Annotated in this window: 24 protein-coding genes; 11 read left to right on the top strand and 13 right to left on the bottom strand. The window is 63.5% G+C overall.

Annotated features, from left to right (window positions below; translation table 11 throughout):
- The first annotated feature begins 61 nt into the window (after positions 1 to 61).
- The 6 genes from P9255_RS06505 (at position 62) to P9255_RS06480 (ending at position 7,786) form a co-directional block, all read left to right on the top strand.
- Positions 62 to 310: a hypothetical protein gene (locus P9255_RS06505; protein ID WP_309766127.1), complete on the top strand. Its 249-nt coding sequence runs from the start codon at positions 62 to 64 to the stop codon at positions 308 to 310.
- A gap of 566 nt (positions 311 to 876) precedes the next feature.
- A complete protein-coding gene (gene flhD, locus P9255_RS06500; RefSeq protein ID WP_035963774.1) occupies positions 877 to 1,194 on the top strand; it encodes a flagellar transcriptional regulator FlhD in 318 nt (105 codons plus the stop codon).
- A gap of 18 nt (positions 1,195 to 1,212) precedes the next feature.
- Positions 1,213 to 1,884 (top strand): flagellar transcriptional regulator FlhC, encoded by a 672-nt coding sequence (gene flhC / locus P9255_RS06495; protein WP_309766126.1) that lies wholly within the window; start codon positions 1,213 to 1,215, stop codon positions 1,882 to 1,884.
- Positions 1,885 to 2,048: 164 nt separating this feature from the next.
- Positions 2,049 to 4,424, top strand: a complete 2,376-nt coding sequence (locus tag P9255_RS06490) for a DNA polymerase II (protein WP_309766125.1) — start codon at positions 2,049 to 2,051, stop codon at positions 4,422 to 4,424.
- Positions 4,425 to 4,520: 96 nt separating this feature from the next.
- Positions 4,521 to 7,178, top strand: a complete 2,658-nt coding sequence (locus P9255_RS06485; protein ID WP_309766801.1) for an ATP-binding cassette domain-containing protein — start codon at positions 4,521 to 4,523, stop codon at positions 7,176 to 7,178.
- A gap of 11 nt (positions 7,179 to 7,189) precedes the next feature.
- Positions 7,190 to 7,786 (top strand): ParB/Srx family N-terminal domain-containing protein, encoded by a 597-nt coding sequence (locus P9255_RS06480; protein ID WP_309766124.1) that lies wholly within the window; start codon positions 7,190 to 7,192, stop codon positions 7,784 to 7,786.
- Here the strand turns inward: P9255_RS06480 and P9255_RS06475 are convergent.
- From P9255_RS06475 to P9255_RS06425, 11 genes are all read right to left on the bottom strand, one after another.
- The gene (locus P9255_RS06475) at positions 7,776 to 8,759 is read right to left on the bottom strand and encodes an SDR family oxidoreductase (protein WP_309789266.1); all 984 of its coding nucleotides are present in this window, start codon (positions 8,757 to 8,759) and stop codon (positions 7,776 to 7,778) included. The two genes, P9255_RS06480 and P9255_RS06475, sit on opposite strands and share 11 nt — an antisense overlap.
- A gap of 35 nt (positions 8,760 to 8,794) precedes the next feature.
- Positions 8,795 to 9,754: a glycosyltransferase family 4 protein gene (locus P9255_RS06470; RefSeq protein WP_309766122.1), complete on the bottom strand. Its 960-nt coding sequence runs from the start codon at positions 9,752 to 9,754 to the stop codon at positions 8,795 to 8,797.
- Positions 9,741 to 10,805, bottom strand: coding sequence for a glycosyltransferase family 9 protein (locus P9255_RS06465; protein WP_309766121.1), 1,065 nt, complete (start codon positions 10,803 to 10,805; stop codon positions 9,741 to 9,743). Before P9255_RS06465 ends, P9255_RS06470 begins: the two co-directional genes overlap by 14 nt.
- Positions 10,802 to 11,866: a glycosyltransferase gene (locus P9255_RS06460; RefSeq protein WP_309766120.1), complete on the bottom strand. Its 1,065-nt coding sequence runs from the start codon at positions 11,864 to 11,866 to the stop codon at positions 10,802 to 10,804. Before P9255_RS06460 ends, P9255_RS06465 begins: the two co-directional genes overlap by 4 nt.
- Entirely contained in the window at positions 11,863 to 13,608 is a 1,746-nt protein-coding gene (locus P9255_RS06455) for a carbamoyltransferase C-terminal domain-containing protein (protein WP_309766119.1), read from the bottom strand. The genes P9255_RS06460 and P9255_RS06455 overlap by 4 nt, the downstream gene beginning before the upstream one ends.
- Positions 13,609 to 13,620: 12 nt before the next feature.
- On the bottom strand, positions 13,621 to 14,787 hold the full coding sequence (gene waaF / locus P9255_RS06450) for a lipopolysaccharide heptosyltransferase II (RefSeq protein WP_309766118.1): 1,167 nt from the start codon (positions 14,785 to 14,787) through the stop codon (positions 13,621 to 13,623).
- Positions 14,784 to 15,362, bottom strand: a complete 579-nt coding sequence (locus P9255_RS06445; RefSeq protein WP_309766117.1) for an HAD family hydrolase — start codon at positions 15,360 to 15,362, stop codon at positions 14,784 to 14,786. Before P9255_RS06445 ends, waaF begins: the two co-directional genes overlap by 4 nt.
- Positions 15,359 to 16,648 (bottom strand): glycosyltransferase family 1 protein, encoded by a 1,290-nt coding sequence (locus P9255_RS06440; protein ID WP_309766116.1) that lies wholly within the window; start codon positions 16,646 to 16,648, stop codon positions 15,359 to 15,361. Before P9255_RS06440 ends, P9255_RS06445 begins: the two co-directional genes overlap by 4 nt.
- A 245-nt stretch (positions 16,649 to 16,893) precedes the next feature.
- Positions 16,894 to 17,814, bottom strand: coding sequence for a glycosyltransferase (locus P9255_RS06435; RefSeq protein ID WP_309766115.1), 921 nt, complete (start codon positions 17,812 to 17,814; stop codon positions 16,894 to 16,896).
- The gene (locus tag P9255_RS06430; protein WP_309766114.1) at positions 17,811 to 18,530 is read right to left on the bottom strand and encodes a PIG-L family deacetylase; all 720 of its coding nucleotides are present in this window, start codon (positions 18,528 to 18,530) and stop codon (positions 17,811 to 17,813) included. Before P9255_RS06430 ends, P9255_RS06435 begins: the two co-directional genes overlap by 4 nt.
- A gap of 80 nt (positions 18,531 to 18,610) precedes the next feature.
- Positions 18,611 to 19,615 carry a hypothetical protein gene (locus P9255_RS06425; RefSeq protein WP_309766113.1) on the bottom strand — a complete coding sequence of 335 codons (1,005 nt, stop codon included), beginning with the start codon at positions 19,613 to 19,615 and terminating at the stop codon, positions 18,611 to 18,613.
- A 265-nt stretch (positions 19,616 to 19,880) separates the two neighbouring features.
- On the opposite strand from P9255_RS06425, the gene P9255_RS06420 reads away from it, so the two are divergent.
- On the top strand, positions 19,881 to 20,117 hold the full coding sequence (locus P9255_RS06420; RefSeq protein ID WP_309789265.1) for a hypothetical protein: 237 nt from the start codon (positions 19,881 to 19,883) through the stop codon (positions 20,115 to 20,117).
- 9 nt (positions 20,118 to 20,126) lie between these two features.
- On the opposite strand, the gene P9255_RS06415 is transcribed toward P9255_RS06420, so the two are convergent.
- Positions 20,127 to 21,716 carry an FAD-dependent monooxygenase gene (locus P9255_RS06415; RefSeq protein WP_309766111.1) on the bottom strand — a complete coding sequence of 530 codons (1,590 nt, stop codon included), beginning with the start codon at positions 21,714 to 21,716 and terminating at the stop codon, positions 20,127 to 20,129.
- Between the two features lie 106 nt (positions 21,717 to 21,822).
- Between P9255_RS06415 and P9255_RS06410 the strand changes: the two genes are divergently transcribed.
- The 4 genes from P9255_RS06410 to P9255_RS06395 all read left to right on the top strand — a co-directional run bounded on the left by P9255_RS06410 (position 21,823) and on the right by P9255_RS06395 (position 25,363).
- Positions 21,823 to 23,226: an MFS transporter gene (locus P9255_RS06410; protein WP_309789264.1), complete on the top strand. Its 1,404-nt coding sequence runs from the start codon at positions 21,823 to 21,825 to the stop codon at positions 23,224 to 23,226.
- Positions 23,227 to 23,412: 186 nt separating this feature from the next.
- Positions 23,413 to 24,765 (top strand): hypothetical protein, encoded by a 1,353-nt coding sequence (locus P9255_RS06405; protein ID WP_309789262.1) that lies wholly within the window; start codon positions 23,413 to 23,415, stop codon positions 24,763 to 24,765.
- Between the two features lie 63 nt (positions 24,766 to 24,828).
- On the top strand, positions 24,829 to 25,032 hold the full coding sequence (locus P9255_RS06400) for a hypothetical protein (RefSeq protein ID WP_309766108.1): 204 nt from the start codon (positions 24,829 to 24,831) through the stop codon (positions 25,030 to 25,032).
- Between the two features lie 13 nt (positions 25,033 to 25,045).
- A complete protein-coding gene (locus tag P9255_RS06395) occupies positions 25,046 to 25,363 on the top strand; it encodes a four-helix bundle copper-binding protein (RefSeq protein WP_309766107.1) in 318 nt (105 codons plus the stop codon).
- Between the two features lie 4 nt (positions 25,364 to 25,367).
- On the opposite strand, the gene P9255_RS06390 is transcribed toward P9255_RS06395, so the two are convergent.
- Complete coding sequence (locus P9255_RS06390) at positions 25,368 to 25,766, bottom strand: HPF/RaiA family ribosome-associated protein (protein WP_309766106.1); 399 nt, start codon at positions 25,764 to 25,766, stop codon at positions 25,368 to 25,370.
- Positions 25,767 to 25,836: the final 70 nt, after the last annotated feature.

Here is a 25,836-nt window from a genome sequence, read left to right as displayed (position 1 = left end):
CGTTGTGCAGGCCCTCTACACGCTCACGCGCTTGCCGGTATCGCGGCCGGGTCGATGCTGAATGCTGCGCGTCGATCCGGCAGCGGACGTTTCGGGCGATGCACGTCCCGCCGAGGTACTGATCGTCACCCGGTTCGAGGCGAGGGCGCACGCCTGGACCGTGGCGGAGGGGCGGCCTACAGGGACTGCCGGCGACTATCCCGACGTGCATTGCAATGTCGACGACATCCGCGTTGCGACAAACGGAATGGGTCTGCTCGACTGCGCCGCGCAAGAGGACTTGCGCCTGCCACCGAGCATGTGTAACTAGCGGGCGGTCCGCTCGTTCGCGAAATCGTCTCACACTCGGATGGGCGGAGAATCCGCGTGAGAACGCGTCGAAACTGGCGAAGCAATCGGCTTCAGCGGCGCGTAACTCGCGAAGCGCAAAAATTACTCCATCACGCTTGATTCGGTAAAACCGGTTTTGCCGACTTCTTTACCGCATTACACCGTCTTCGTCCCTCTCAAAAATACCCTTCAAAGCTGTCAACCGACGCCCGCAAGTCCCCGTTCTTGCTGGCGTCGCGCGATTATTACTACCAAAACCCACCCCGCGACCTGGCAACCGATTCAGCGGTCGATCGGACAAAACGACACGGTCACTTTTGCTTACCCCAAACTTACCGGCGCAAAGTGTTGTTTGAAACAAAATATTATTGAGATGGTCTTGCGTTCGGGTAAGGGCGTACTTAGAATCCGTTTCACAGAGTTGTTACGAGTTGTAACGGCCTGTATCAAAGTACGTAGCCGGTCGAAACCGGCACGGCGAGGGAATAAAAAAGATAGCGGCAGCAAGCCGGCGGGAAATTCGGGGATTTACTGGAAGCAGCAACCATGAACGGTCGCGAAACGCTGGAATCGATCCGGGAAATCAACTTGTCTTACATCATGCTCGCTCAGCGTCTGCTGCGCGAGGACCGGGCCATCGGGATGTTCCGGCTCGGGCTGTCGAAGGAACTGGCTGACTTGCTGTCCGGGCTCACGCTCGCACAGGTCGTCAAGCTCGCGCAATCCGACAATCTGCTGTGCGCTTTCCGCTTCAACGATCACACGATGCTGTCGGCACTGACGCAACCGGCGAAGAACGCCGACATCGCGCCGACGCACGCGGCAATCCTGCTGGCTGGCCAGCCGGCTGAACAGTTCGCTTAAGTGAAGACGGAGCGAGCCATGCTGAAGAAGAGCCTCACGGAAGACGCCCAGGAAGTGTTTCGCGCCATCGCGCTGATCGAGCTTGGCGCGCGCATGCAAGTGCTGGAGAGCGAACTGACGCTTTCGCGCGACCGCATGATCCGTCTGTATCGCGAAGTGAAGGGTGTATCGCCGCCCAAGGGCATGTTGCCGTTTTCGGCGGACTGGTACATGACGTGGCTCGCCAACATTCATGCATCGCTGTTTTACAACACCTATACGTTCCTCAAGAACGAAGCCGGTTGTTCGCATCTCGATGCGTTGACCAAAGGGTATCGGCTGTATCTCGAGCACTGCAAGCATAGCGGCGCCGAGGCGGTACTCGATCTTACGCGGGCCTGGACTCTTGTGCGCTTCTTCGACGCGGGCATGCTGCAGATGACGCCCTGCTGCCGCTGTACCGGGAAGTTCGTCGCACACAAACATGATTTGCAGAACAACGTGGTGTGCGGGGCCTGCCAGCCGCCGTCACGCGCGGGGAAGACCAAGAAAGCGGCGGCGGCCCGACAGGCCGTACAAGAAGCCGCTCTGGAGGTAGTGTCCGTCAATCACGAAGTGCCGCAAGCGCCGGGTCATCCGGAGCGGATTGCACTCGAGAACGTTGCGGCGATGCAGTCGCAGCGTGCAAGCCTGGTCGCACAGGCTGCTTAGGCGGTAGCGGCGCCGGTCGCCCAGCGAGGGCCATCCGCTGGATGGTGGACGACCGGCATGCCGCTGCCGTGTTTTACTTTTCTCGGCGCCGTCCGTGCGTCGCGCAGCGTCCATCAGGCCCCAAGTAAAATGCTTCGACAGCACGCGCTATCGAAGGATTCGCCTTGGTTCAGGCATCGCAGACATCAAAGCAAGGCTTCTTGCTGACGCGTCATTGGCGCGATACGGCAACCGGCACGGAGGTCGAGTTCTGGCTCGCCACCGATGACGGCCCGCGCAAGATCCGCATTGCTCCGCAAACCCCCGTCGCATTCATTCGCGCCGAAGACCGCGTTCGAGCCGAGCCGTTCGTTCGTGCTGTGCGCGATGCACGATTGCGTGAATTGCCGCTCCGGGACTTTCGCCAAAAGCCTGTGCTCGGGCTTTATTGCCCGCAGTATCGGCAGTTGCTCGGGCTCGAAAAAACGCTCAGGAATGCAGGCGTCGATGTCTTCGAAGCCGATATCCGCCCGACCGAGCGCTATCTGATGGAGCGCTTCATCACCGCGCCTGTTTCGTTCGATGGCGAGACGAGCGGCGATGTAACTCATAGCGAACTGAAGCCGGCAGCAGACTATCGTCCGTCGTTGAAGCTCGTCTCGCTGGACATTGAAACCAGCGCGAAGGGCGCGCTCTATTCGATTGCGCTCGAAGGCTGCGGCGCGCGCCAGGTCTTCATGCTCGGCCCGCCAAACGGCGACGCAACAGCCCCGCTGGACTTCGATCTCGACTATTGCGCGAGCCGCGCCGAGATGCTGCAGCGTTTCAATGCATGGATCGCACAACATGACCCGGACGCGATCATCGGCTGGAACGTCGTGCAGTTCGATCTGCGCGTGCTGCAGAAACATGCCGACGACTATGGCGTGCCGCTTGCACTGGGGCGCGATGGCAGCGCGGTCGAATGGCGCGAGCACGGCATGAAGCGCAATCATTTCTTCGTGTCGATTGCGGGACGTCTCGTGATCGACGGCATCGAGGCCCTGCGTTCCGCGACGTGGAACTTTCCGTCGTTCAGCCTCGAATACGTGTCGCAATCCTTGCTCGGCGAAGGCAAGGCGATTGATAGCCCCTATGCCCGCATGGATGAAATCGAGCGGCGCTTTCAGGAGGACAAGCCCGCGCTCGCGCACTACAACCTGACCGACTGCGAACTCGTGACAAAGGTCTTCGAAAAGACCGAACTGCTGCCGTTCTTGCTGGAGCGCGCGACCGTTACGGGACTGGCCGTCGATCGCAGCGGGGGATCGGTGGCGGCGTTCACGCATCTGTACATGCCGCGTATGCATCGGCTGGGCTATGTCGCGCCGAATCTCGGCGACGTGCCGGAAGAAGCGAGCCCCGGCGGCTTCGTCATGGACTCGCGGCCCGGCCTCTATGACTCGGTGCTCGTGCTCGACTACAAGAGCCTTTATCCGTCGATCATCCGCACGTTCCTGATCGATCCCGTTGGCCTCGCGCAAGGCATGAGCGAAACGGACGCGACGCGCACCGTGCCCGGCTTTCGCGGCGCGTTGTTCTCGCGCGACAAGCATTGTCTGCCGGCAATCGTCGAGCAGGTCTGGCAAGGCCGCGAGGCCGCGAAGCGTCAGCGCAACAAGCCGCTTTCGCAGGCGCTCAAGATCATCATGAACTCGTTCTATGGCGTGTTGGGATCGAGCGGATGCCGCTTCTTCGATCCACGTCTCGCATCGTCGATCACGATGCGCGGCCACGAGATCATGCATCGCACGCGCGAACTGATCGAAGCGCGCGGTTACAGCGTCATCTACGGCGATACCGACTCGACCTTCGTCTGGCTGCGCCGTGCACGCGATGACGACGACGCCGCGCGCATCGGCCGCGCGCTCGTCGATTACGTGAACGAATACTGGCGCGAGCATCTGCATGAAGCGTTCGGACTCGAAAGCGCGCTCGAACTGCAGTTCGAAACGCACTTCAGGCGCTTTCTCATGCCGACGATCCGTGGCGCCGAAGAAGGCAGCAAGAAGCGTTACGCCGGACTCACGCAACGTGCGGACGGCAGCGAAGAAATCATCTATAAAGGGCTTGAGACGGTACGCACCGACTGGACCCCGCTCGCACAGCGTTTTCAGCAAGAGCTTTACATGCGCATCTTCAAGGGCAAGCCGTATGCGGACTACGTGCGCGATTACGTCGAACGCACGCGGCGCGGCGAACTGGATGCGTTGCTGATCTATCGCAAGCGCCTGCGCCGCAGCCTCGATGAGTATCAGCGCAACGTGCCGCCGCATGTCCGCGCCGCGCGCACCGCCGACGAATTCAACGCGCGGCAGGGACGTCCGTTGCAATATCAGAACGGCGGATGGATCAGCTATGTCATGACGCTCGGCGGACCGGAGCCGGTCGAGGCGCGGTCCGCACCGATCGACTACGAGCACTACGTGAGCAGGCAGCTTCAGCCCGTGGCGGATGGCATCCTGCCTTTCATGCGCGACGATTTCGCCGCGCTGATGTCCGGGCAGCAAGCGTTGTTCTGAGCGTTGCCGTGGCGGGTTGCGATGCGCGGGCGCGGCATTTGCTGCCGCATCCCACGTTGTCCGCATCGGGAAATCGACAATGGAAGCATGCACATGATGACTGCGTCCACGGAAATCAGCCGCTCGCAACTGCGCAACCGCATCGTGAGCGATCTTGCGCAGGCGATCTGGAAGTTTCGCCTGCAAACGCTCGCCGCGGTCACGCTGATGATCGCGTCGCGTCTTGCGGTCGTGTCCGTGCCGCTGATGCTGAAGCATGTGATCGACGAATTCAGCCGGCCGACGGCCAACGCCGTCTTCCCGGTGTTCGTCATCCTGACCTACGTGCTGATGCGCTATCTCGGCGATGTGCTCAACGAAGCGCGCGACATCATCTTCAGCATCGTGACGCAGCGCACGGTTGCATCGTTCACCGAACGTACGTTCTCGCATCTGCACGGCATGGGGGCGCGTTTTCATGCGCAGCGCGAAACGGGAGGCGTCGTGCGCGACGTGCAGAAGGGCGCGGACGGCATCGGCTTCCTGCTGGGCGTCGCGATCTTCACCATCGTGCCGACGTTGATCGAGATCGGCACTGTCGTCGCGATCATGATGAGCCAGTACGCGCGCACATTCACCATTGCAATCGGCGTGACCTTCGTGTGCTATGCGGTCTATACGCTGATTTTCACGCGCTATCGCATGCGCTTTCAGCGCGCCGTGAACCGGCTCGAAGCGCAGTCGGACAGCCGGCTCGTCGACAGTCTGCTCAACTACGAAACGGTCAAGCTCTTCGCGAGCGAGGACGTCGAGCGCAAGCGCCTTTCGACCGTGCTGGACAAATGGGTGACGGCGCGCACCGCCAACCAGCGCGCATTGACCATCCTTCATGTGGGGCAAAGCACGGTCATTGCGATCGGCATTGCAGCGGTGATGCTCCTCGCCGCGCAGAACGTGGTGGCCGGCACGATGAGCGTCGGCGACCTCGTGCTGGTGAATGCATACATCGTGCAGGTCTGCGCGCCGCTCAATACGCTTGGGTTCGTGTTTCGCGAGACCAACGATGCCATTGTCAACGTCGAACGCATGTTCGAAATACTGCTTGCGCGCGGGCGTCGCGGTGAAGACGTCGACGAAATCGACGCCAAGCCGCTCGACGTGACCGCGGGCGAGATCGAATTCCAGCACGTCGATTTCGGCTATGATCCCGCGCGTCAGATCTTGCGCGATATCGATTTTCGCGCGCATCCCGGCAAGAAACTCGCGGTCGTCGGCGGCAGCGGCTCGGGCAAGTCCACACTGATGAAGCTGCTCTTCAGGCTCTATCAGCCGACGGCCGGCGTCGTCACCATAGACGGCCAGGACATTCGGCACGTCACCCAACAGAGCCTCCGCGAAGCCATCGGCATCGTGCCGCAGGACACCGTGCTCTTCAACGATACGATCGCCTACAACATCGCGTACGGGCGTCCGTCGGCCACGCGCGCCGATGTGGTCCGCGCGGCGCGTGCGGCGCAACTGGATACGTTCATCGAACGCCTGCCTGATCACTACGACACGCGCGTCGGCGAGCGCGGCGTGCGGCTTTCGGGCGGCGAACGGCAACGCATCGCGATTGCGCGCGCCATTCTCAAGGACCCGCGCATCATCGTGTTCGACGAAGCCACTTCCGCGCTCGATACACGCTCCGAACGCGCGATTCAGAGCGAGCTCGACAGGCTGGCACAGGGGCGCACATCGATTGTGATCGCGCATCGGCTATCGACTGTCGTCAATGCGGACTGGATTCTCGTGATGGAGCACGGGCGTATCGTCGAGCAGGGGCAGCATGCGGAACTGATCGAACGCGGCGGTGTTTATGCGCGAATGTGGTCGCTGCAGTCGCAACAGGGCGAGCTCGCGCAAGTGCAGCGCAAGGTATCGGCGCAACCGGTTCATCTGGGCGCGCTGATCGCGGGCGTGGTCGATGGCTTGCATGAGGAAATCGTCGAACATGGCGTGCAGCTTTACACGATGTTGCCCGAGGACGATCTGCGCGTGACGGGCGACCCCGGCGTGCTGCAGCTCGTGATCGCGGACCTGTGCCGCACCGAGATCGATGCTGCGGATCGCGGCGAACGCGTGGAATTGCGCGTGGAGCGCGAAGCGAATCAGGTGCGCGTCTGCGTGCTCGGCCGTCGCGCGCAGCCGGCGCCGCTATCGCAAGAGCAGGGCCGCAGGCTCGAAGAAGCGCTGAGCGAAACAGGCGGCACGTTCACCGTGAGTTATGTGGACGGCCACCTCGCCTATGTGGCGATGATGCCGCTGCGCCCCGTCGTCGATGCCGACGGCCAGGCGAGCCCGCAAGCCGATGTCACCGGCAATCTCGAGGGTCTCTGCGTGATGGTGCTGGACGATCAGGAAGCCGCACGCGAAGCATTGGGCGCGGTGCTTGAAACGACCGGCGCAGGCGTGCGCCTCGCGGCATCGGGCAAGGAAGCACTCGAATGGCTCGCACACACGCCGACCGAACAATGGCCGGATGCGTTGCTATGCGACATCGTGCTCGGCGAGGAGAATGGTTATCAGGTGCTGCGTCGCGTGCGCGAACTGGAGGCGAGCCGGCGCGTGTCGCTCGATCGACGCATGCCTGCAATCGCGCTGACGGGGCACACGCAGACGGAAGACCGCTTGCGTGCGCAGATGGCGGGCTTCCAGATGCACATGATGAAGCCCGTGCCCGCCGAGCGGCTCATCGCGGCGATCCGACAAGTCGCCGTGCGTACGGAAGCGTGAGGGAGCATCGCATGGACGAGCAGGCATTCGCACGCATCGATGAACTGAGGCCGACGCAAGGTGCACTCGGCATGGAGCATGTACGCGAGAAGATGCGCCTCACGAGCGAGCAGGCCGACGGCGAGCGTGCGGCTTTCATGCAGGAACATGCGCTGTGCCTCGTGCGCGGGCCGGGCGGCACGCTGCACGTGATCGACCATCATCACTGGGCGCGCGCGTGGCATGAACTCGGCGTCGAAGTCGTGCCGGTGAAGATCGCACGCGACTTCAGCGACCGCGATCACGACGCGTTCCTTGCGGCCATGCGCGAAGAAGGCTGGCTTCATCCGTTCGATGCTCAGGGTAACGAAACATCGGTGGAGGCGTTGCCGCCGACATTAGGCGCCATGCCCGACGACCCTTATCTGAGCCTCGCCGCCTTCGCGCGCATGGCGGGTGTCTTCGAGGATTCGCCGGAGTTCAACGCCAAATTCGCCTGGGCCGATTACTTCCGCGAGCGCATAGACGGCGATTTCACGACGACTTCGGGTTTCGCCAAGGCGCTCGCGCAGGCAGTCGCCGCTTCGCGCGAAGACGAAGCGCGCGAACTGCCGGGCTTCAAAGCGTAGCCATCGCCGCGCGCGTTTCCTGCGCTTCGATGATCTGACGGAAGTAGGCCGCCGTGCGCCGCAGGCCTTCGTCGAGCACGGTGACGGGCTGCCAGTCCAGCAGCGCGCGCGCCTGCGTGATATCCGGCTGACGATGCCACGGATCGTCCATCGGCAACGGACGGAACACGATCTCCGACTTCGATCCCGTCAGCGCAACGATACGCTGTGCAATCTCCAGCATCGACAGTTCGTGCGGATTGCCGAGATTCACCGGCCCCGTGACTTCATCCGGCGTGTTCATCAGGCGGATGAAAGCATCCACCATGTCGTCGACATAGCAGAACGAACGCGTCTGCGTGCCTTCGCCATACACGGTGATCGGCTCGCCGGCGAGCGCCTGCATCATGAAGTTCGACACCACGCGGCCATCGCTCGGATGCATGCGCGGACCATATGTGTTGAAGATGCGCGCGATCTTGATGTTGAGCCCATGCTGACGGCGATAGTCCATGAAAAGCGTCTCCGCGCAGCGCTTGCCTTCGTCGTAGCACGAACGCGGACCGATCGGATTCACGTTGCCCCAATACGCTTCCTGCTGCGGATGCACGCGCGCATCGCCATAGACTTCGCTCGTCAACGCCTGGAAAATCTTGGCTTTTACGCGCTTGGCGAGACCCAGCATGTTGATCGCGCCGTGCACGCTCGTCTTCGTCGTCTGCACCGGGTCATGCTGATAGTGAACCGGCGACGCGGGACACGCGAGGTTATAGATTTCGTCGACCTCCACGTACAGCGGGAACGTGACGTCATGGCGCATCAGCTCGAAGTTCGGGCTGTCGAGCAGATGCGCGATGTTGTCTTTCGTGCCGGTATAGAAGTTGTCGACGCATAACACGTCGTGCCCTTGCGCGAGCAGGCGCTCGCAAAGATGCGAGCCCAGAAAACCCGCTCCCCCTGTCACCAGAATGCGCTTGCGAAATGCTTCTTTCATGACGATTCCCTTTGATGTGAGTGCATCCTGATGCGCTAATTGCAGACGTGCCGCAGCGTCGCTTCCCATTCGGCGGCGAAACGGTCGATATGGAAACGCTCGAGCGCGAGGCGTCGTGCGCCTTCGCCCATGCGTCGCGCTTCGGCGGGATCGCGAAGCAACTGCTGCATGGCATCGACGAGCGCGTTCGTATCCGTGTGAACGAAGCCGCTCTCGCCATTGCGGATGACGGTAGCAAGTTCGGTCGTCGCAAGACCGACGATCGGCATGCCGATGGTCATTGCCTCTACGATTGCAAGACCGAGACTGGTCCAGCGAATCGGATTGAAAAAGAAGCGATATTGCGCGGTGAATGCGGCCAGATCCAGATTGCCCACTTCACCGAGCCCGCCCGCCGATTCCGCGTCCATGCCGACGAGGTCGAGCGGCACGCGTTGCGCCGCATCCGCGAACACGTCGTTGCCGAGCCTTCGTCCGCGCTGCCGCAAGTGATTGATGACGACGATGCCGCGCTCCTTCTCGCCGCTATAACGCACGCCTTCGGGCACGACGACGCCGTGTTCGATTACGCGTGTCGGCGTCTCGCCGCTGTCCCACATCAGGCGATTGAAGTGCGTCACGTGCACGAGCAGAGTGTCGGGATCGTTCACCCAGTGGCGCTGTTCGAACGGATTTTCTTGCGGCGGGTCATGCTCGATATAAACGCGCGGCAAGCGCCGCTGCGCATCGGAGAGCAGGTTGACGCGATCGTCGTCCCAATGCGTGCGATGCTGAAACAGCACCACGTCGAACTGTTGCGAAGCCACTTGATCCGCAGCGACTTCATGCACGTTGTCGCCCCACGGCAGCACGCCGACCTTGCCCGCGTAGCCGGGTGGATGACCGGGCTTCGTCACGAGATAGAAGTCGTGCTTCGCCTGGCTCAGGTAATACATGTAGTTGCCGTGGACATGCCACGTGAGCACGCGCAGGCGTCGTTGATTAGCAGTGGGCATCGGTTTCCAGTTTTTCTGCGGGCAACTGAGTTCGCGCAGCATCCAGCACTTGCGCGACGCTGATATTGAGTGCGCACGGATGCCCGTACGGACATTCGCGAAACGCACAGGGGCGGCACGGCGGATAGTCCGCGAGCACGCGATGACGTTCACGATCGAGCGGCGCCCAGCGCCGCGTATCGCTGCCGGATGCGATGACGACGCTCTTCGTGCGCATCGCCGCCGCGACGTGAGAGAGACCGGTGTCGTTGCATACGACGAGCCGCGCGCGCGCAACGAGCGCAGCCAGTGCACCGAGCGATGTCTTGCCGGTGAGATCGATGGCATCGACGCCGGGCGTATCGGCGATCCTTGCTGCGATGTCCGCTTCGCCAGCGCTGCCCGTCAACGCGACTTGCCAGCCATCGGCTGCGAGCGCGGCTGCGACTTGCGCGAATCGTTCGGCAGGCCAGCGCCGCGAGGGCAATTGCGAACCTGCATGTACGAGCACGAGACGAGAAGCATCGAGCGCATGGTGTTCGATCAGCGCGTCGCATTCGCGCGTGTCCTGCTGCGTCAGCGGAATCTCGAGTTGCGTATCGCTTGCATCGATGCCGAGCGCATCCATGAGCGCGTTGTAACGTGCAATCTCCTGCAGTTCATCGGGCCACGGAATGAAGACACCTTCGCGCGTGGCTTCATCCGGCTTGAGAAAGCCCGCGTCGGTGCACGCATGCATCTGCCCGACGATATCGTTGGCCACGCCGCCGCTGCCGTGCAACTGGATCGCGAGATCGAAGCGGCGCGCACGCATCGCATCGTAGAAGGCGGGCAAGTGCGCATCGGTCTCCTCCTGCTCCGGAAAGCCGATAGCGCCGGGAAAGACGATCAGTTCGTCGAGCAGATGCGCGTAACGCTCGACGAAGCTGTGCGCCCAGGGCAGGCCGATCAACGCGATATGCGCTTCAGGATACGCACGGCGCAACGCGCGCAATGCAGGCACGGCGCACAGCATGTCGCCGAGCTGGAGCGCCCTGAAAATGGCGATGCGCTCTACGTTGGCGGGCTTCATACGAACAGCACGCGGAATTTAACCGCGCCGTAGAGCCGCCAATAGATCGAAAGGAAGGGAATCCATAGGGACGTCCAGGCCATTTCGAGTATATGAGCGCGGGTCAGCGCCGTCGTTCTTAGGCGCTTGATGCAGAACCACGCGCTCAAGGCAATCCAGATTTCGATGCCCAGTAGCCCTAGCGTGGCGTTGCCGTTGGCGAATGCAAGCAAGGCAATCACCACCACCGCGAGTATCGCGTAGTAGAGCAAAGGGGGCGTGCTTCTGATGCGCTCCTTGAAGAGCGTGCGATGCTTCTTGTAGAGCAACGCATCGAACTGGCTTTTCTTCTGCTGCGAAAGACTCACGCCCCAGCGCGCGGGACGCACCGGATGCAGCACGATCGCGTGCTCGGAGCGGACGATATCCGCGCCCGATCGCATGAGCTTGAACTGAAGATCCGAGTCCTCGCGCCATGCCGATGTAAAGCGGGCATCGAAGCCGCCGACGCGCTTCAACGCGGCACGCGTGACGAACGTATTGGCCGTCGCGAACTCCGTATGCGCAAGGCCCGCGGCGTCCTGTTCGTAGTCGGTCGGTCGCGGGCCGAGCGGCACCACGATACGGCCGGATACCGCATCGGCGCCGGCTCGCAACTCTTCGACGCCATTCGCGAGCCAGCGCGGATCGGGGATCGTATCGTCATCGGTGAACGCGATCCATGCAGCACCCGATGCGCGCCATCCCGCGTTGCGTGCGCCGGCCGGTCCCTGCGTCGCCGTCACGGGCACATAGCGGATGCGCGGACCCGCATCGAATTCGCGTGCAAGCGATGCGACGCGCGAACGCGTGGCGTCGTCGGGACCGTCGTCGCATACGATGATCTCGAATCGCGTCTTGTCAAAGTCCTGCGCGACGATCGCGCGCAGGCAACGCTCGAGCATGTCGGGCCGCTGATACGTCGGCACGACGACGGACACATCGAACGCGTCACCCGTCGCAGTGCTCGCATCGTGCGCTGCGGCGTCGCGCGCGGGATCGCTTGCGCCGTCGTAGGGGAACGAGCCTGCGATGGCGCTCATGCAGGCACCCCCGGCTTCTCGATCAGGAACGGGCCGATGACGAGCGCATCGAGCGGCGAGGTCCAGAACGATTCGACCGCATCGCGCGGCGAATTGACCATCGGCTCGCCACGCGTATTGAACGACGTGTTGACCAGAACCGGCACGCCGGTGCGCGCCTTGAACGCGGCGAGCAGATCGTAGTAAAGCGGATGTTGCGAGCGGTTCACGGTCTGCACGCGTGCAGTGCCGTCGATATGCGTGACCGCCGGAATGCGCGCTTTCATGTCCTCGCGCACATCGAACACGAAGAGCATGAAGGGCGCGACGCGTGCGTCGACGAACCAGTCGGCCGCGTGCTCTTCCATTACGACCGGTGCGACAGGACGAAAGTCCTCGCGATCCTTGATTTCGTTCAGGCGCGCCTGCATCGACGGATCGATCGGCGATGCGAGAATCGAGCGGGCGCCCAGCGCGCGCGGCCCGAACTCCGTGCGTCCCTGGTACCAGCCGATCACACGGTTCGACGCCAGAATATCGGCTGTTTCAGCGGCGATATCGTTGAGCCGGCGATACGGCGTCTTCGACCACTTCAGGAAAGATTCGATGTCCTCTTCGCTATAGCACGGCCCGAGGTATGCATGATTCATGTGCCAGCGGCGGCTGCGATCGCCTTCCTTCACGCGCTCCTGATAGTCGGTCCAGAGCGCAGCGCCGAGCGCAGTGCCGGCGTCGCCCGCAGCAGGTTGCACCCAGATATCTTCGAACGGGCCGCGATCGCGCAGCCGTGCGTTCATCACGCAATTCAGCGCGACGCCGCCGGCCATCGCGAGATGCTTGAGGCCGGTGCGTTCATGCAGCCAGCGCGCGAGTTCCAGCGCGGTCTCTTCGAGCACGAACTGCAGCGAATGAGCGATATCGTAATGATGCTGCGTCAGCGGGCCGCCGCGCTCCCGTCGCGGACCGAAGCGTTCGACGAGACGCGGCGCATCGACGGTATAGCTGCCGTCATTGCGATACTTCACGATCTCGCGGAATTGATCGACATACACAGGCTTGCCGAAGGAAGCCAGCGCCATGACCTTGTACTCGTCGGACGAGTGCAGGAAGCCGAGATAGTCCGTCACTGCTTCATAGAGCAGCCCGAGCGAATGCGGCAGTTCCACTTGCTTGACACGCCGATACTCGCCATCGACGAACTGACCGAGACTGGTCGTCACGCCTTCGCCGCGGCCATCCATGGTCAGGACCGCGGTGTTTTCATACGGGGCGGCAAGGAACGCGCTCGCTTCATGCGAGAGATGGTGGTCAACGTTATGCCATTCGAAGCGCGGCGCACGCCCGCCGCTCAAGAAACGCTTCTTCAGGTGATGCGGCGCGCCGTCGAGAAGCTGGCCGCGCGCATTGGCGATATAGCTGAGAAAGAGCGGGTCCCACGGCGATTCCGAGGGATTCGTGCTCACGTGCTCCGACGGCATGAACGGCAGCGTGATGGTCGCCTTCGCCTGCTTCGGCATGCCCGAGAACAGCTGCGGATCATACGAGTAAGCGATGTGATCCACGTCCGCGAGTTCGATGCCCGCTTCCTTCAGGCAATAGTCGATGGCGTCGAACGGAAGCTGCCACGTCGAGAAGGGCACGGGACGCTTGGCGTGCTTCACATGCGTAAAGCGCTCGTCTTCGGCCGCCGCGATCACGACGCCGTCGTGAACCAGCGCCGCGGCGCTGTCGTGATAGACCGCATTGATTCCGAGTGTGTACATAAGGCGCGTCTCTCAGGGTAATGTCAGATGAGCAGGTTGGTGTTCGGTGCGGGCATCGAGCAGGGACATCGCGGCGTCAACGACTTCGTCGACGCTCACGCCGAGCAGACACTGGTGATGCCCTTCGGGACACACGCTGCGATAGCACCAGCGGCAGGGCACATCGCGATAGAGCACGCGGTGCGGCGTTTGCCACGGCATGTGCTGCGGATTCGTGAGCGCATACAGGTCGACGACGGGCGTTCCGAGCGCCGACGCGATATGCACGGGACCACTGTTGTTCGAAATCAGCACGCGCGCCTGCCTGATGAGCGCCGCGAGTTCGCCGAGTTCCAGCGTGCCCGCGAGATCGACGATGCGTGCATCGCCTGCGCTGACGGACTCGCACAATGCGGCTTCGCCCGCGGAGCCGGTGACGAGCACGGGCCATCCGGTGCGCGTGGCCAGCACGCGTGCGGCTTGCGAGAAACGTTCCGGCGGATAGCGGCGCGATGCAGCAGTCGCGCCTGGATGCATGACGAAGCAGGGCGCGTCGGCATCGATGCCGCGATCGGCGAGCTTGCGAGCGAGCGAGGCTTCGTCTGCCGCGCGCAAGTCGAAGCGCATGCGCGTATCGCTGGCATGTGCGCCGACGCTTGCAACGAGTGCAAGCTGACGCTCCACTTCATGCCGCGTGCCGTGCTGCGGCTCGGATTCCGCCACCCAATCCGTCAGCAGGCCGTATGGATTTTCGCGGCAATGCGCAAGCCTTCGCGGGATATTCGACAGATGGCACAGCATCGCTGCAGGCAGCGGATTCTGGCTGTAGACGCTGAAGATCACGGCGGCGTCGAAGCCGAGCGATGCAAGACGTTCGCGCATCGCGAGATCGGCGGCGGGGTCGATCGGTTGGTCGTGCTTGACCCACGGCGCGTGATATTCGATCACGTCGTCGATGTCGTCGATGAAACGCGCCGCCTGCGCGCCGGAACCCGACGCGAGCAAGGTCAGATGCCGTCCGGGATACGCATGCTTCAACGCATGAATCGCGGGCGTGGTCATCAATACATCGCCGAGATTGTCGGGACGAATGCACAGAATGCGTCGCACGTCCTCGCCCCAGACGCGCTGGACGGCAGTGGCCGGTGCGCGTGCATGGGCGGTGACGGGCTGCAGCGTGAGCGGAATCTCGCGCTTCATGTCGAGAGCTCCGTCTCATGCCACGCCCGTTCGATGATGCGCGCGGCTTCGCTCATGTCCTTTGCAATTGCATCCGGCTCGCGCAGCGGGCCGCGCTGCCATACGGTTTCGTTGCCGTTGTCGATGAGCACCGCGCGGCAGCCCGCACGATGGCCCGCTTCGATATCGTCGAGAATGTCGCCGACGAACCAGCTTCGTTCGGGATCGAGACCGAGTTCACGCGCGGCACGCCGGATCATGCCGGACGCAGGCTTGCGGCAATCACACGCGAGCGCGTAACGCGCGACCGTCCCCTGCGGATGATGCGGACACCAGTACACGCCTGCGAGCTTCACGCCGGCAGTGGCTGCGAGCGCATGCAGTTTCTGTTCGACATGAACGAGCGCGGCTTCATCGAACTTGCCGAGGGCGACGCCGCTTTGATTGCTGATGACCACGACCGGCACGTTCATGCGCGCGAACGTCGCCAGTGCATCGAACGCGCCGCGCGCAAGACGCATCTTGTCGGGATCGACGTTATAGGGCACGTCATCGAGCAACGTGCCGTCCTTGTCGAGAAAGACAGCGGGCTTCATGCGCTCGCGCCGCCGTATGCCGCGCGGCGAGTGCGATCATCGCTTGCCATGTCAACATCGGCCACGCGCGCATAGACGCGCTCGAGCGATTGCGCCACGCTCGCCCACGTGAACATCGCGCGTGCGCGTTCGAGTCCCGCCGCGCCCATGCGTTCGGCGAGCGCGGCATCGCGCTTGAGGGTGGCGAGCGCATCGGCCAGTGCGGCGGGGTCTTTCGGCGGCACCAGCAGGCCCGTCTCGCGATGCGCGACCGAATAGCGAATGCCGCCCACGTCCGCGCCGATCACAGGCCGGCCGCACGCCATCGCTTCGAGCGGCGTGATGCCGAACGGCTCATACCACGGTGTCGTGACGAACACGTCGGCGGCGTTATAGAAGACCTTCAGGCGTTGCCGTCCATGACGGCCGAGGAAGTTGACCTTGTCCGCCACGCCGCATTCCCGTGCGATGCCACGCAGGCGGCCGATCTCCGGCGTCGCGATCTCGTTGGCTTCGTCCGAGTTGCCGCCGATCACATACAGGTGCGCCTCTTCGTTGAGCTTACGATTGCAGAGGCCGATGCCGCGCACCACGTTGTCGATGCCCTTGCGCGGCACCATGCGGCCCAGCTGCAATACGATGAAGCGGTCCTGCGGCCAGCCGAGGCGTTCGCGCGCTTCGGACTTCTTCATCGGATGAAACTCGGTGCTGTCGAAGCCGCATGGCACGAGATCGATACGCGAGGCATCCGCGTGATACAGCGAGAGCAGATCGGCTTCATCCTGCGGGCATTCCGCGATCACCGAGTCCGATTCGCGCACGAGCGCGTCCTCGATATCGAAGCGCTCGTCGGGAAAGCCGTCGCCTGCGCCCTGATGAATGCGGCGCACGCGGCCGAGCGCGTGAAACGTCGTGACGAGCGGCGTGCCGAGCGCTTCCCTGATGCGCATGCCGACAAGCCCGGACATGAAGAAGTTCGCATGCACGACGTGATAGGGCGTCGCCTGCTTCCTGAAGTAGCCGATCATGAAGCGGGCGAACTCGTCCATGTGCGGCAGAAGCTGTTCTTTCGGCAACTGCACCGGCGGGCCTGCCGGCACATTGATGACGCGTATGTTCTGGATGCCTTCGAAGCGCGACACGAGCGGCAGCAGCGAACGGTCGCGGCGTGTGAAGACATCGACTTCATGGCCATTGCGCGCAAGGTGCCGCGCCACATGCGCGACGTAGATGTTCTGCCCGCCGCTGTCGACGCCGCCCGCCACCGCAAGAGGCGACGCATGCTCACTGATAAGTGCGATCTTCACGTGATGGCCCCTTGATCCGCGTTGTATGAGATGGCCCCGGAAGCGCTCGCGGCCCAAGGATTGCGAGCGCGCTTCGAAACACGCTGGCGGTTGAGCATTCGTTGTGCCACGCCTGCAAAAATGCGCAGAATCGTTTGTTCGTTGGGAGACGAAAGCAATTTCGTTAAAACGCTTCTCAACCAGGGACACGCTTTTACACGCTGCTTGTAGTTATGAGTAATTTCGTGAGTTCGCGCGCGCCGCGCTTATCGTGCTTCTCGACGGCGATCGTCATCACGAACGATCGCACGCATCATCTGGACGTGGCGGCCTATCACACGACGCCGCGTCAGCGCCCAGGGAAGGCCGCGCAGCAGTTGCAGCGCATCGCGCGGCAAGGTGCGCTCGCGACGCATGACGCTGAGCGCACGCAGGCTCGCGCCGATCGCTTCACGCAAAGGCAGCCGAAGCCATGCGACCCACGCCGCGTTGCGGGCAAGAAGACGGCGACGCAACGCGCTGTCGCGTATCGGCGACGGATGATGATGAAGCACGAGTTCATCGGCATAAACGAGTGCGTGGCCATGATCGAGCATGTCGAGCGCAAGCAGCGATTCTTCACCGCCGATGAAAAGGCGCGGTTCATAGCCGCCCATCGCCTTGAATACGTTCGTGCGAAACACGCTCGCGCCTGCCATATAACCGACGAGCGATGGCCCGGGCAAGCCGCGCGCACCGAGCGGACTCACGCGCATGCGTTCGCATGTTTCATCGGCGGCGCCGTCTTCACCGACGACCACGCGCGCACTGAGCACTGCGACGCGCGGAGCGGCATCGAGGATATCGACGGCGCGTGATAAGGAGCCTGCGCTCCACCAGGTATCGTCATCGCAGAAGGCGACGTATTCGGTGCTCACGCGGTCGACGCCGAGATTGCGGCCCGCCGCGCCCATGTTCGACGGCGCGACGACGAGCTCGACGAACGGAAACGCTTGGGCGATGCGCTCGGCCGTGTCATCGGTGGATGCATTGTCAACCACGACGATCTCGATGCGATCGGGCAATGCAGCAAGCCTTGCGAGCGTATCGAGCACCTGCTCGGCGCGGTTATACGTAAGCACGACAACGCTGATGCGAGCGGCGCGGTCGTCATGTGGATGCGTCGATGCTTGCGGCACGGCGCTCATCGACGGTCCTTCGCAGGCGCGAGCTGCCAGTACCGCTCGGGCATGAAGACGTCGTCGTAGCCATCGTCGCCGAACGCCTTCAACTGGCTTGCATAGGCACTGACGGCTTCGTGCTTCAGTGCATGGCGCCGCTGCAGTTCCGCTGGCGCGGGAAGCGGCGGATTGAACGGCGTCGCCTCGATGCCGCGTTCGAGCAGATCGGCCATGCGCTGCTGCACAGCGCCACTCATGCGGCGATATAGCCCTTCCTCATACCCGTAGCACGTCACGCCGGGACGCTTCTGCCACGCATCGCAAGCCGCTTCGTGCACGAGGATATGGTCGGAATGAAAGAGTCCGAGCGGAATCAGGAGCGCATCCGGGCGATGCTCGTCGATGGCGTCGGTCAACGCATGCGCAATCGATTCGCGTGTCGGCTTCGCGGACTGCGCCGCATCGGGAACGTATTGCGAATCGAGAAAGCCCAAATGAAAGGGCGCCGCGCCGAGTATGCCGAGCGCCCGCTTGTCCTCTTCGATGCGCGCGGCCATCGCTTGCAGTGCGCTCGTGAAGCCGCATTGCGCGTCCCAGTCGGTATGAAGGTCTTGCGCCGGACAGCCGGTAAAGACCGTGCAGACGCGCGGATGTGACGCGCCCGCGAGCGATGCGCCGCAGCCGAACACGGCGTCATCGAGATGCGGAGAAATCACCAGAAGTCTGGGCGTGGTTTCGAACATAGGGCGGGCATCCGTGCTGGGAACGGCTCGTCCGCGTGCAAGTAACGGGCCACGTCCCGTTGCCTGCGCAAGCCGGCGCGCTAGAAGCGCATGCCGACGCCCGCCTCGATGATGTCCGCGTCGCGGTCGTAACGCGTCACCATGCGGTTCCACGTGAGGCGCGCGAGCCAGCGGTTCGTGAAGCGATAACTCGCCGACAGCGAAACGAGCCCGGAGAAGCGTCCGTCGCCGGTGCGGTTTTGCGGGAGATCGTCGTTCTGCGTGATGGACAGATACGGGCCCGCGCCGACGCCCAGCGTGAGGCGGTCATCGAAGAAGGCGCGTGTCGCCCAGAGTTGCGCGGCGACGCCGTCGCGACGCGACTGCACATGCCCGCCTTCATGCAGGTACGACGCGGTGAAATCGACATAACGCCACAGCCCGCGCCGATATTCGATGCCCGCCGCGAGCTTCGTCTCCGAGTCGAGGCTGTTCAGCACGGTGGTGCCGAGCATGACGGTGACTTCGTTGCCGGTGACGTTGGTCGTGCGCGAAGGCGCGCTATCACGCGGACCGTGGCCGTTCGGTGCATCCAGCTGATAGCCGATGCCGAAGAGGAGGGCGGTCGTATCCGGACCGCCGAAAGCCTGCACCCGGTTGAGCTTCAGTTGCGCGATCCATCGATTGTCGAAGTAGTACGCGGCGCGCAGCGTCAGCATCGCGCCCCAGCCGTGCGTGTTCGAATAGTCGCCGCCCGCTTGCGCCTCGCTGGTATCGAAGTATCGATACGGCCCCGCTCCCGCCGACAACTCGAGCCGGTTGTTCATCAGCGGCAGCCGGCCCCACAACTGCACCGACTGACCATCCCGATGATGATTCGGAATGTGGCCTTCGTTGAGCCAGGAGAAACTCCACGCGGCATAGGGGCCGAGCCCCTCGCGATAGTTCGCTTCCCATGAGTACGTGTTCTGACTGCCGCTCTTCAGCGGGCCGGCGAGCACCGAGAATTCCTGGGCGTGCGCGCTCGAGCCGATGAGCGCCGCAGCGGCGCAGGCAATTGCCCAGCCGGTGCTTTTGAGTTTCAGTTGCGGTCGAATTGGTGTCATCGAAGAGGGCTTGGATTGCGGTCGTCAGCCGTCCTCGTCCTGGACGGCACGTCGAGCATACCGGCTAAACGCGAATCATGCACAAACGGGGCCAAGGCGGTCGCGGCAAATGTTCGTCGACGAACGTGCAGATTCGCCGATCGGCGATACAAATGACGCATGCGGGCCCGCTTCGCGACATCACGCAGGCGAGCTTCTTCCGACGCGCGGTCTTTGGGTGAATCGACTGCATCGTCCGGCCAAATCAATCGTAGCGAGGTCAGCAATGGACTCCATTCCAGTCAACTATCAGGGCTGTGAGTTGTCGGCGGTCGTCGTGCATGCGGCGGGCGAATTCGTATCGACGGTGCTGATCGAGCGGCCGGGAGGCGTGCGGCGGGCGGTCGGACCGTTTCGGCCGTTCGACACGGCGCGGGCGGCAGCGCAGTTCGCCATTCAGTATGGGAAGGACGAACTCGATGGCCGGCACGCGCCCGGCGCGATGCACATGGCGGCGGGGTAAGCGCGGCTTTCATCTGGAGGCTGCATGCGCGCTGTCGAGCCACGCCGTCAGCGCCGCAGCCGAGCATTCGCTGCTTCTGAAGCCGATATGTCCATCGGGCCGAACGGCCCAGATCATGCCGCTGCGCGCGCCGAACGCGGCGGCGAATTCTCCAGCCGAATCGGTCAGCGCGCGATATGTCGCGCCTGCGCGGCTTGTGGCCCCGGGCGCGGCGATCCGCACCGCGTTCGCTGCGTCCCCGAGCGCAGCGCGCCAGGCATCGACGGTGGCGGCGAAGGAAGTGTCGTCGGTGCAGTAGCCGATGAGCGTGTGTCTCCCGTGGCCGATATGCGCGGCGATCCGCTGCCGATGACCGATGAAGTCCTCCGACAAGCCGCCGATCTCCGGCACGCGGTCGCCCGGCGAGGGCCACGCTGGCGCGAGGTTATCGCACGCATCCGCGACGATCGGGCTGCCGCGATATCCGATAAGCAACTGCGTCTCGCGCATCGCCGGCCTCACTTCGCCATGCGCCAACACGGTGTCGAGCGCGCGGCTCGTCGATTCCACCACGTCGAGCCCGACCGGACGCCGCTCCGCCTCGTAGCTCTCGAGCAGCGACGACCCCGCGAGTCCTCGCGCGGCGAGCGTCAGCTTCCACGCCAGGTTGTGCGCGTCCTGCAAGCCCGTGTTCATGCCCTGACCGCCGACCGGCGGATGGATATGCGCGGCGTCGCCGGCGAGGAAGACGCGGCCGCATGCGTAACGCGCCGCGATCCGGTGACTCACGCGATACACCGACGACCAGCGCATCGACGACAGCCGCGTGCCGTCCGGCAGGACCGGCAGCATGATGCGCTCAATTTCCGCGAACTCCGGCGCGGAGATGGAAGCGAGGCGGGCGGCGTCGTCGGGCGCGAGAACCATCGACAGGCGGTATCGGCGCGGCGATCCGCGCACCGGCACCGCTGCGAGCGTCGCCGGGCCGCGGCCCTCGCCGGTCGCCGAGTGACTGATGCGAATCATCGGGCCGCGCGGCAGATGCCAGTCGACATCGACGTCGGCGAGCATGAACGTCTGCGGATATTGGTCGCCTTCGAACGGCACATTCAGATGCCTGCGCACGGTGCTGCGCGCGCCGTCGCAACCGACAAGCCATCGGCAGCGCAGTTCGCGTGCATCGCCCGCAGCGGTTCGCACGGTGCATGACACGCCGTCCGCATCCGCTTTGAAATCCACGAGCGTGGCGCCGTATTCGACGCGCCCGCCGTGTCGCGCCAGCGCGCGCTCGAGGATGCGCTCGGTTTCATGCTGCGCGAGCGACAACGCACCATACGGCAGCCCTTCGCGCGGCACCGGCGTGCTCGATGCCAGCGCGCCGTCACGATAGGCGTCGGCCCCGGTCAGCCAGACGCCCGCATCGATCGCCTCGTGAACGACGCCGAGGTCGTCGAAGAGTTCGAGCGTGCGCGCCGTCACGCCCAGCGCCTTCACGAAGAACGAGCGCCCCGCTTGAGCGTCGATCACGCGGACATCGACCCCGTCGCGGCGCAATTCGGCGCCGAGCATCAGGCCGACCGGGCCTGCGCCTGCAATCAGCACGTCGGTCGTTTCGGGCATGTGCGGACTCCTGTCGAAGAACGGCGTGCATGGTGCAGCGAGGGCTCGCGTCCGTTACCATGCGTGCGCCGAGATCGGCGTCATCGCCATGAATCGACGAACGAACATGAAAAACGATACACAACACGACACGAAACACCCAATAGACCAGCCGGTGCAGCGCGTCAATTACTGGGCGGTGGTTTCCGTGCTGCTCGGCACGTTTCTCGGCAATCTCGATTCGTCGATCGCAAACGTCGCGTTGCCGACGATCGCGCACAACCTCTCTCGCTCCGCCGCCGATACCGTGTGGGTCGTGACCGCGTATCAACTGGCCGTCGCGGTGTCCGTGCTGCCGCTCGCCGCACTTGGCGAAATGCTCGGCTTCAAGCGCGTTTTCCTGTGGGGCGTCGTGCTGTTCACGCTTGCATCGGTGGCCTGCGCGGCGGCTCCGACGCTGCCGCTGCTCATCGCTGCGCGCGCGTTGCAGGGCGTCGGCGGGGCGTGCATGTCGACCATCGTTCCCGCGCTGTTGCGGCAGGTCTATCCGCCGAAGCTCGTCGGGCGCGGCATCGCGTTGCTCGGGCTGACCGTCGCGCTGTCCGCCGCGCTCGGGCCGACGGTCGCGGCCGGCATCCTGTCGGTGGCGGGCTGGCGATGGCTCTTCGCGGTCAACGTGCCGCTCGGCATCTTCGGCCTGTGCCTCGCCAGCACCATGCTGCCCGCCGGCATGCCCGGCGCGCCGCGCCGCTTCGACTTCGCCGGTGCGGGCTTGAGCGCAATCGCGATTGCGCTCTTCATTCTCGGCATCGGCGGGCTCGGTGGCGGCGAGGGCGATCCGGGCGGCCGTGCGCAGTTGCACGCGCTGCCGGTCGTCGAAATCGTTCTTGCGTGCGTGGCGGGCTTCGCATTGATCCGGCACCAGCGCGGACGGCCCGCGCCGCTCGTGCCGCTCGATCTGCTGCGCATCCCGATTCTTTCTCTTTCCTCGGTGACGTCGATCTGCTCGTATGTCGCGCAGACGCTCGCGTATCTCGCGTTGCCGTTCATGTTGCAGCATCAGTTCGCGCGCAGTGCAACCATGACCGGCCTGCTCGTCACGCCGTGGCCGCTCGTGATCGTATTCGTCGCGCCGCTCGCGGGACGCTTGTCCGATCGTCACGCGCCCGGACTGATCGGCGGCATCGGACTCGCGATCATGACCATCGGGCTATGCCTCCTGATCGGCTTGCCAGCTGCGCCGTCGAATGCCGATATCGCGTGGCGCGTCGCAGTTTGCGGCATCGGCTTCGGACTCTTTCAGACGCCGAACAATCGCATCATGCTGACATCCGCGCCGCACGAACGCAGCGGCGCGGCAGGCGGTCTCATGACGATGGCGCGCATGATCGGCCTGTCGCTCGGGGCGGCGCTCGCCGCGGCCGCGTTCGGCCTGTTCGGGCAGAGCGGGGCGCTGGTGGCGCTGATCGGCGGAGCGGTGTCGGCGGCGCTGGGCGTCGCGGCGGGTGTGGTTCGTGTGATCAAGACATGACGACGACGCCATGCGGGCCGCCGCGCGTCCTACAATTCAGTGCGGGATAGCTGCGCCGCTCACTGCCAATGCTTCGAATGACGCAATAATTTGCAAGTCGGTCAGCGCTGACGGATATGCTAGGTCCCCTTCGCGCGGCGCGTAAGTCCGTGCCTCATGCCTTCGCACATTCGACTCAAAATCGACATGGTCACACTTCATAGCTGTTTCTCCGACCGTCACGCGATTTTTTCGCGAGACAATCACGCGGAGTATTGCCGCAGAACACACACGGCGCACGTCAACGAATGCCTCTCGAGCAGCGTCGATTCGCCCGAACTCGGCGTGCTGTTCAAGTATCAGATGATCAGCGACCGTCTCGCGCAAGCCGCGGACGGCGAGATTCTGATCTTCGCGACCGAGAATGCGCTCTTCATTCGATTCGAGCACTTCGAGCGCATCATGGAAGGGCGCGACAGTCTCGTGACGAAAGGGCACTTCGGCGTGAACACGGAATTATTCGTCATCCGAAGCAATGAGGAAACACGGCGCATTGCGCGTGGCATGGCCGCGCGATGCCGCCAGTTCTTCGACTTCGGCAAGTTCGTGACCGAAGAGGAACTCCTGGAAGCGTTTCCCAGCGTGCCGGACTGGGATCTTCTCAATGGCGTCACTCCTATTGCATCGATGTGGTCGGGCCAGCATCCGGATCTTCGCGGCATGCCGGTTGTCGCGGTGTCGCTGGTCTTCACGCCCCGGCTCTATAGCAAGTACGGCCCGCGCTGGCGCGCTGTCTTCGCTCGTCATGTCAACGATTGCCACGCAGCCGGCGATCGCCTGGTCTTCGACATGCCTGAGCCGGAACCTGTCACCAATGAGCCGGTCACCGTGTATCAGCCGGGCAGGCCAATCGCGGTCGTGATGCTGTACACGCCGAACATCGCCAGATACGCACGCTATGGAGAAGCCAGCCTGCGCGCTTATTGCGAACGCCGCGGCTACACGCTCTATCAACACCGCGATGTTCCCGTCGATTTCCCACGCGAAGCGTGCGGCAACTGGTCGAAGCCATTCTTGCTGGGGAAGTATCTGCCGCACCACGAGTGGGTGTTCTGGGTGGACGCAGAAATTCTCGTGATGGACCCGACGGTCGGGCTGGAACGGTTCACGGAAGGCCGCGATCGCGTGTTGACCGCCGATATCGCCGGCTGGCGGTTCAACTCGGGCTTGATGGGCTTTCGTCGCACCGAAGCGAATGCAGCCGTCCTCCAAAGCATTCTCGCGCGCGTGCTCGAAATCGAGGACGTCAAGCACACGTTTTCCAGCAACGGCGACCAAATGGTCTTCCTGGAACAAATGATTTCACACGGACTGTGCCCGGAGCCGGATTCACCTGAACTCGTCGGTTTCAATGAGCTGAATACGCCGTGGTACTTCGCCAAACCGGACACGTTCACCTGTCACTTTCACGGACTCAGCACCGAATTGCGCATGCTGTTCATGTCGATGAACGCGGTGCCCGAAGGCGGCTTCGAGTCGATCGAGGACGGCAGGCGGTAGCGACGGGACCGTGGCTTGCTGCGTCGCCAGGCGAACTGCTGTTTCTAACCGATGGAGGTCAGCATGACTCAGACGCCAGGCGAGACGCCCGTGCCCCGCACGACCGCCGACGATATGGACGAACCGCTCAGCGAAGCGACTCCCGCTAGCGATACGCGTCAGGAAAGCCTCGACGCACAGGAGCAGCGCAAGCACGAAGCAAGCGAGAATGCGCTGCCGTCATCGCAGGACAAGAATCCGGTCCCGCCGGACTCGACGCATCCTTAACGAGGAGCCGTTCATGAGCGATTACATCGACTGCATCGCCAAGCTCGATCGCTGCGCGGCGGCCTGCCACAACTGCGCGTCGGCGTGCATCGCGGAAGGGCGCCTCCCGGAGATGGAGAAGTGCATCCGCCTCGATCTCGATTGCGCCGCGCTTTGCCGCTTCACCTCCGAATCGCTCGCACGCGACACGCAATTCATGCGCGATTTCTGCGATTTGTGCGCGCGCATTTGCGATGCATGCGCCGACGAATGCAGCCGGCATCCCGCCGATCATTGTCAGGCGTGCAGCGACGCCTGCCGCCAGTGCGCGGAAGCCTGCCGCGCACTGTAGCGTTTCACGCCGCAGCCGTGCTTGCGCGCGCTTGCGGCATCTCCTGGAGCGCGGCATCCGCCGAGCCCTTGAACGCGTGGCTGCGTGCGCGCACGCGCCTGGCCGGCCGCACGCTCTGACGCTTGCGCACGAGCGTCCGAACCGCGCGAGCGAGGGCGAGATCGATCGCGCCTCGCCAGTCGCGTGCGATCGACGTCGCGACGACCTTGTGCTCCCGATTCACCTGCAATTCGACCTGACAGCGCTTGTCAACGCCACCGCGCGGCCCGTTGATATCGGACAGGCTGACCGTCGCCCGCGAAATCAGCCAGGCAAGCCGGCGGAATACGAATTCGCTGCGCGCCCTTGCAAGCTCGTGCATCGAAATGGCTTCGGGTTCGCGCGATTTGAACAAGAGTTTCATGGATGTCTCCGTGTTGAACGTGAGTCCAGCGTAAGGGCGCGAGGCAATCGGAAAAAGCAGAAGCATTCGA

Origin of the sequence: Caballeronia sp. LZ019 (assembly GCF_031450825.1) — a bacterium.
Lineage (GTDB): Bacteria > Pseudomonadota > Gammaproteobacteria > Burkholderiales > Burkholderiaceae > Caballeronia.
Note: the sequence above shows the minus strand (reverse complement) of the source record. Positions and strands in the feature narration are given on the sequence as shown.

Coding starts and splice junctions, on each gene's coding strand:
- P9255_RS06415 (WP_309766111.1), bottom strand. CDS start 21,716: ATGCCCGAAACGACCGACGTGCTGATTGCAGGCGCAGGCCCGGTCGGC.
- P9255_RS06425 (WP_309766113.1), bottom strand. CDS start 19,615: ATGACACCAATTCGACCGCAACTGAAACTCAAAAGCACCGGCTGGGCA.
- P9255_RS06390 (WP_309766106.1), bottom strand. CDS start 25,766: ATGAAACTCTTGTTCAAATCGCGCGAACCCGAAGCCATTTCGATGCAC.
- P9255_RS06480 (WP_309766124.1), top strand. CDS start 7,190: ATGGACGAGCAGGCATTCGCACGCATCGATGAACTGAGGCCGACGCAA.
- P9255_RS06485 (WP_309766801.1), top strand. CDS start 4,521: ATGACTGCGTCCACGGAAATCAGCCGCTCGCAACTGCGCAACCGCATC.
- P9255_RS06460 (WP_309766120.1), bottom strand. CDS start 11,866: ATGAGCGCCATCGCAGGCTCGTTCCCCTACGACGGCGCAAGCGATCCC.
- P9255_RS06435 (WP_309766115.1), bottom strand. CDS start 17,814: ATGAGCGCCGTGCCGCAAGCATCGACGCATCCACATGACGACCGCGCC.
- P9255_RS06420 (WP_309789265.1), top strand. CDS start 19,881: ATGGACTCCATTCCAGTCAACTATCAGGGCTGTGAGTTGTCGGCGGTC.
- P9255_RS06395 (WP_309766107.1), top strand. CDS start 25,046: ATGAGCGATTACATCGACTGCATCGCCAAGCTCGATCGCTGCGCGGCG.
- P9255_RS06405 (WP_309789262.1), top strand. CDS start 23,413: ATGGTCACACTTCATAGCTGTTTCTCCGACCGTCACGCGATTTTTTCG.
- flhC (WP_309766126.1), top strand. CDS start 1,213: ATGCTGAAGAAGAGCCTCACGGAAGACGCCCAGGAAGTGTTTCGCGCC.
- P9255_RS06455 (WP_309766119.1), bottom strand. CDS start 13,608: ATGTACACACTCGGAATCAATGCGGTCTATCACGACAGCGCCGCGGCG.
- P9255_RS06410 (WP_309789264.1), top strand. CDS start 21,823: ATGAAAAACGATACACAACACGACACGAAACACCCAATAGACCAGCCG.
- P9255_RS06465 (WP_309766121.1), bottom strand. CDS start 10,805: ATGAAGCCCGCCAACGTAGAGCGCATCGCCATTTTCAGGGCGCTCCAG.
- P9255_RS06400 (WP_309766108.1), top strand. CDS start 24,829: ATGACTCAGACGCCAGGCGAGACGCCCGTGCCCCGCACGACCGCCGAC.
- P9255_RS06505 (WP_309766127.1), top strand. CDS start 62: ATGCTGCGCGTCGATCCGGCAGCGGACGTTTCGGGCGATGCACGTCCC.
- flhD (WP_035963774.1), top strand. CDS start 877: ATGAACGGTCGCGAAACGCTGGAATCGATCCGGGAAATCAACTTGTCT.
- P9255_RS06430 (WP_309766114.1), bottom strand. CDS start 18,530: ATGTTCGAAACCACGCCCAGACTTCTGGTGATTTCTCCGCATCTCGAT.
- P9255_RS06470 (WP_309766122.1), bottom strand. CDS start 9,754: ATGCCCACTGCTAATCAACGACGCCTGCGCGTGCTCACGTGGCATGTC.
- waaF (WP_309766118.1), bottom strand. CDS start 14,787: ATGAAGCGCGAGATTCCGCTCACGCTGCAGCCCGTCACCGCCCATGCA.
- P9255_RS06475 (WP_309789266.1), bottom strand. CDS start 8,759: ATGAAAGAAGCATTTCGCAAGCGCATTCTGGTGACAGGGGGAGCGGGT.
- P9255_RS06445 (WP_309766117.1), bottom strand. CDS start 15,362: ATGAAGCCCGCTGTCTTTCTCGACAAGGACGGCACGTTGCTCGATGAC.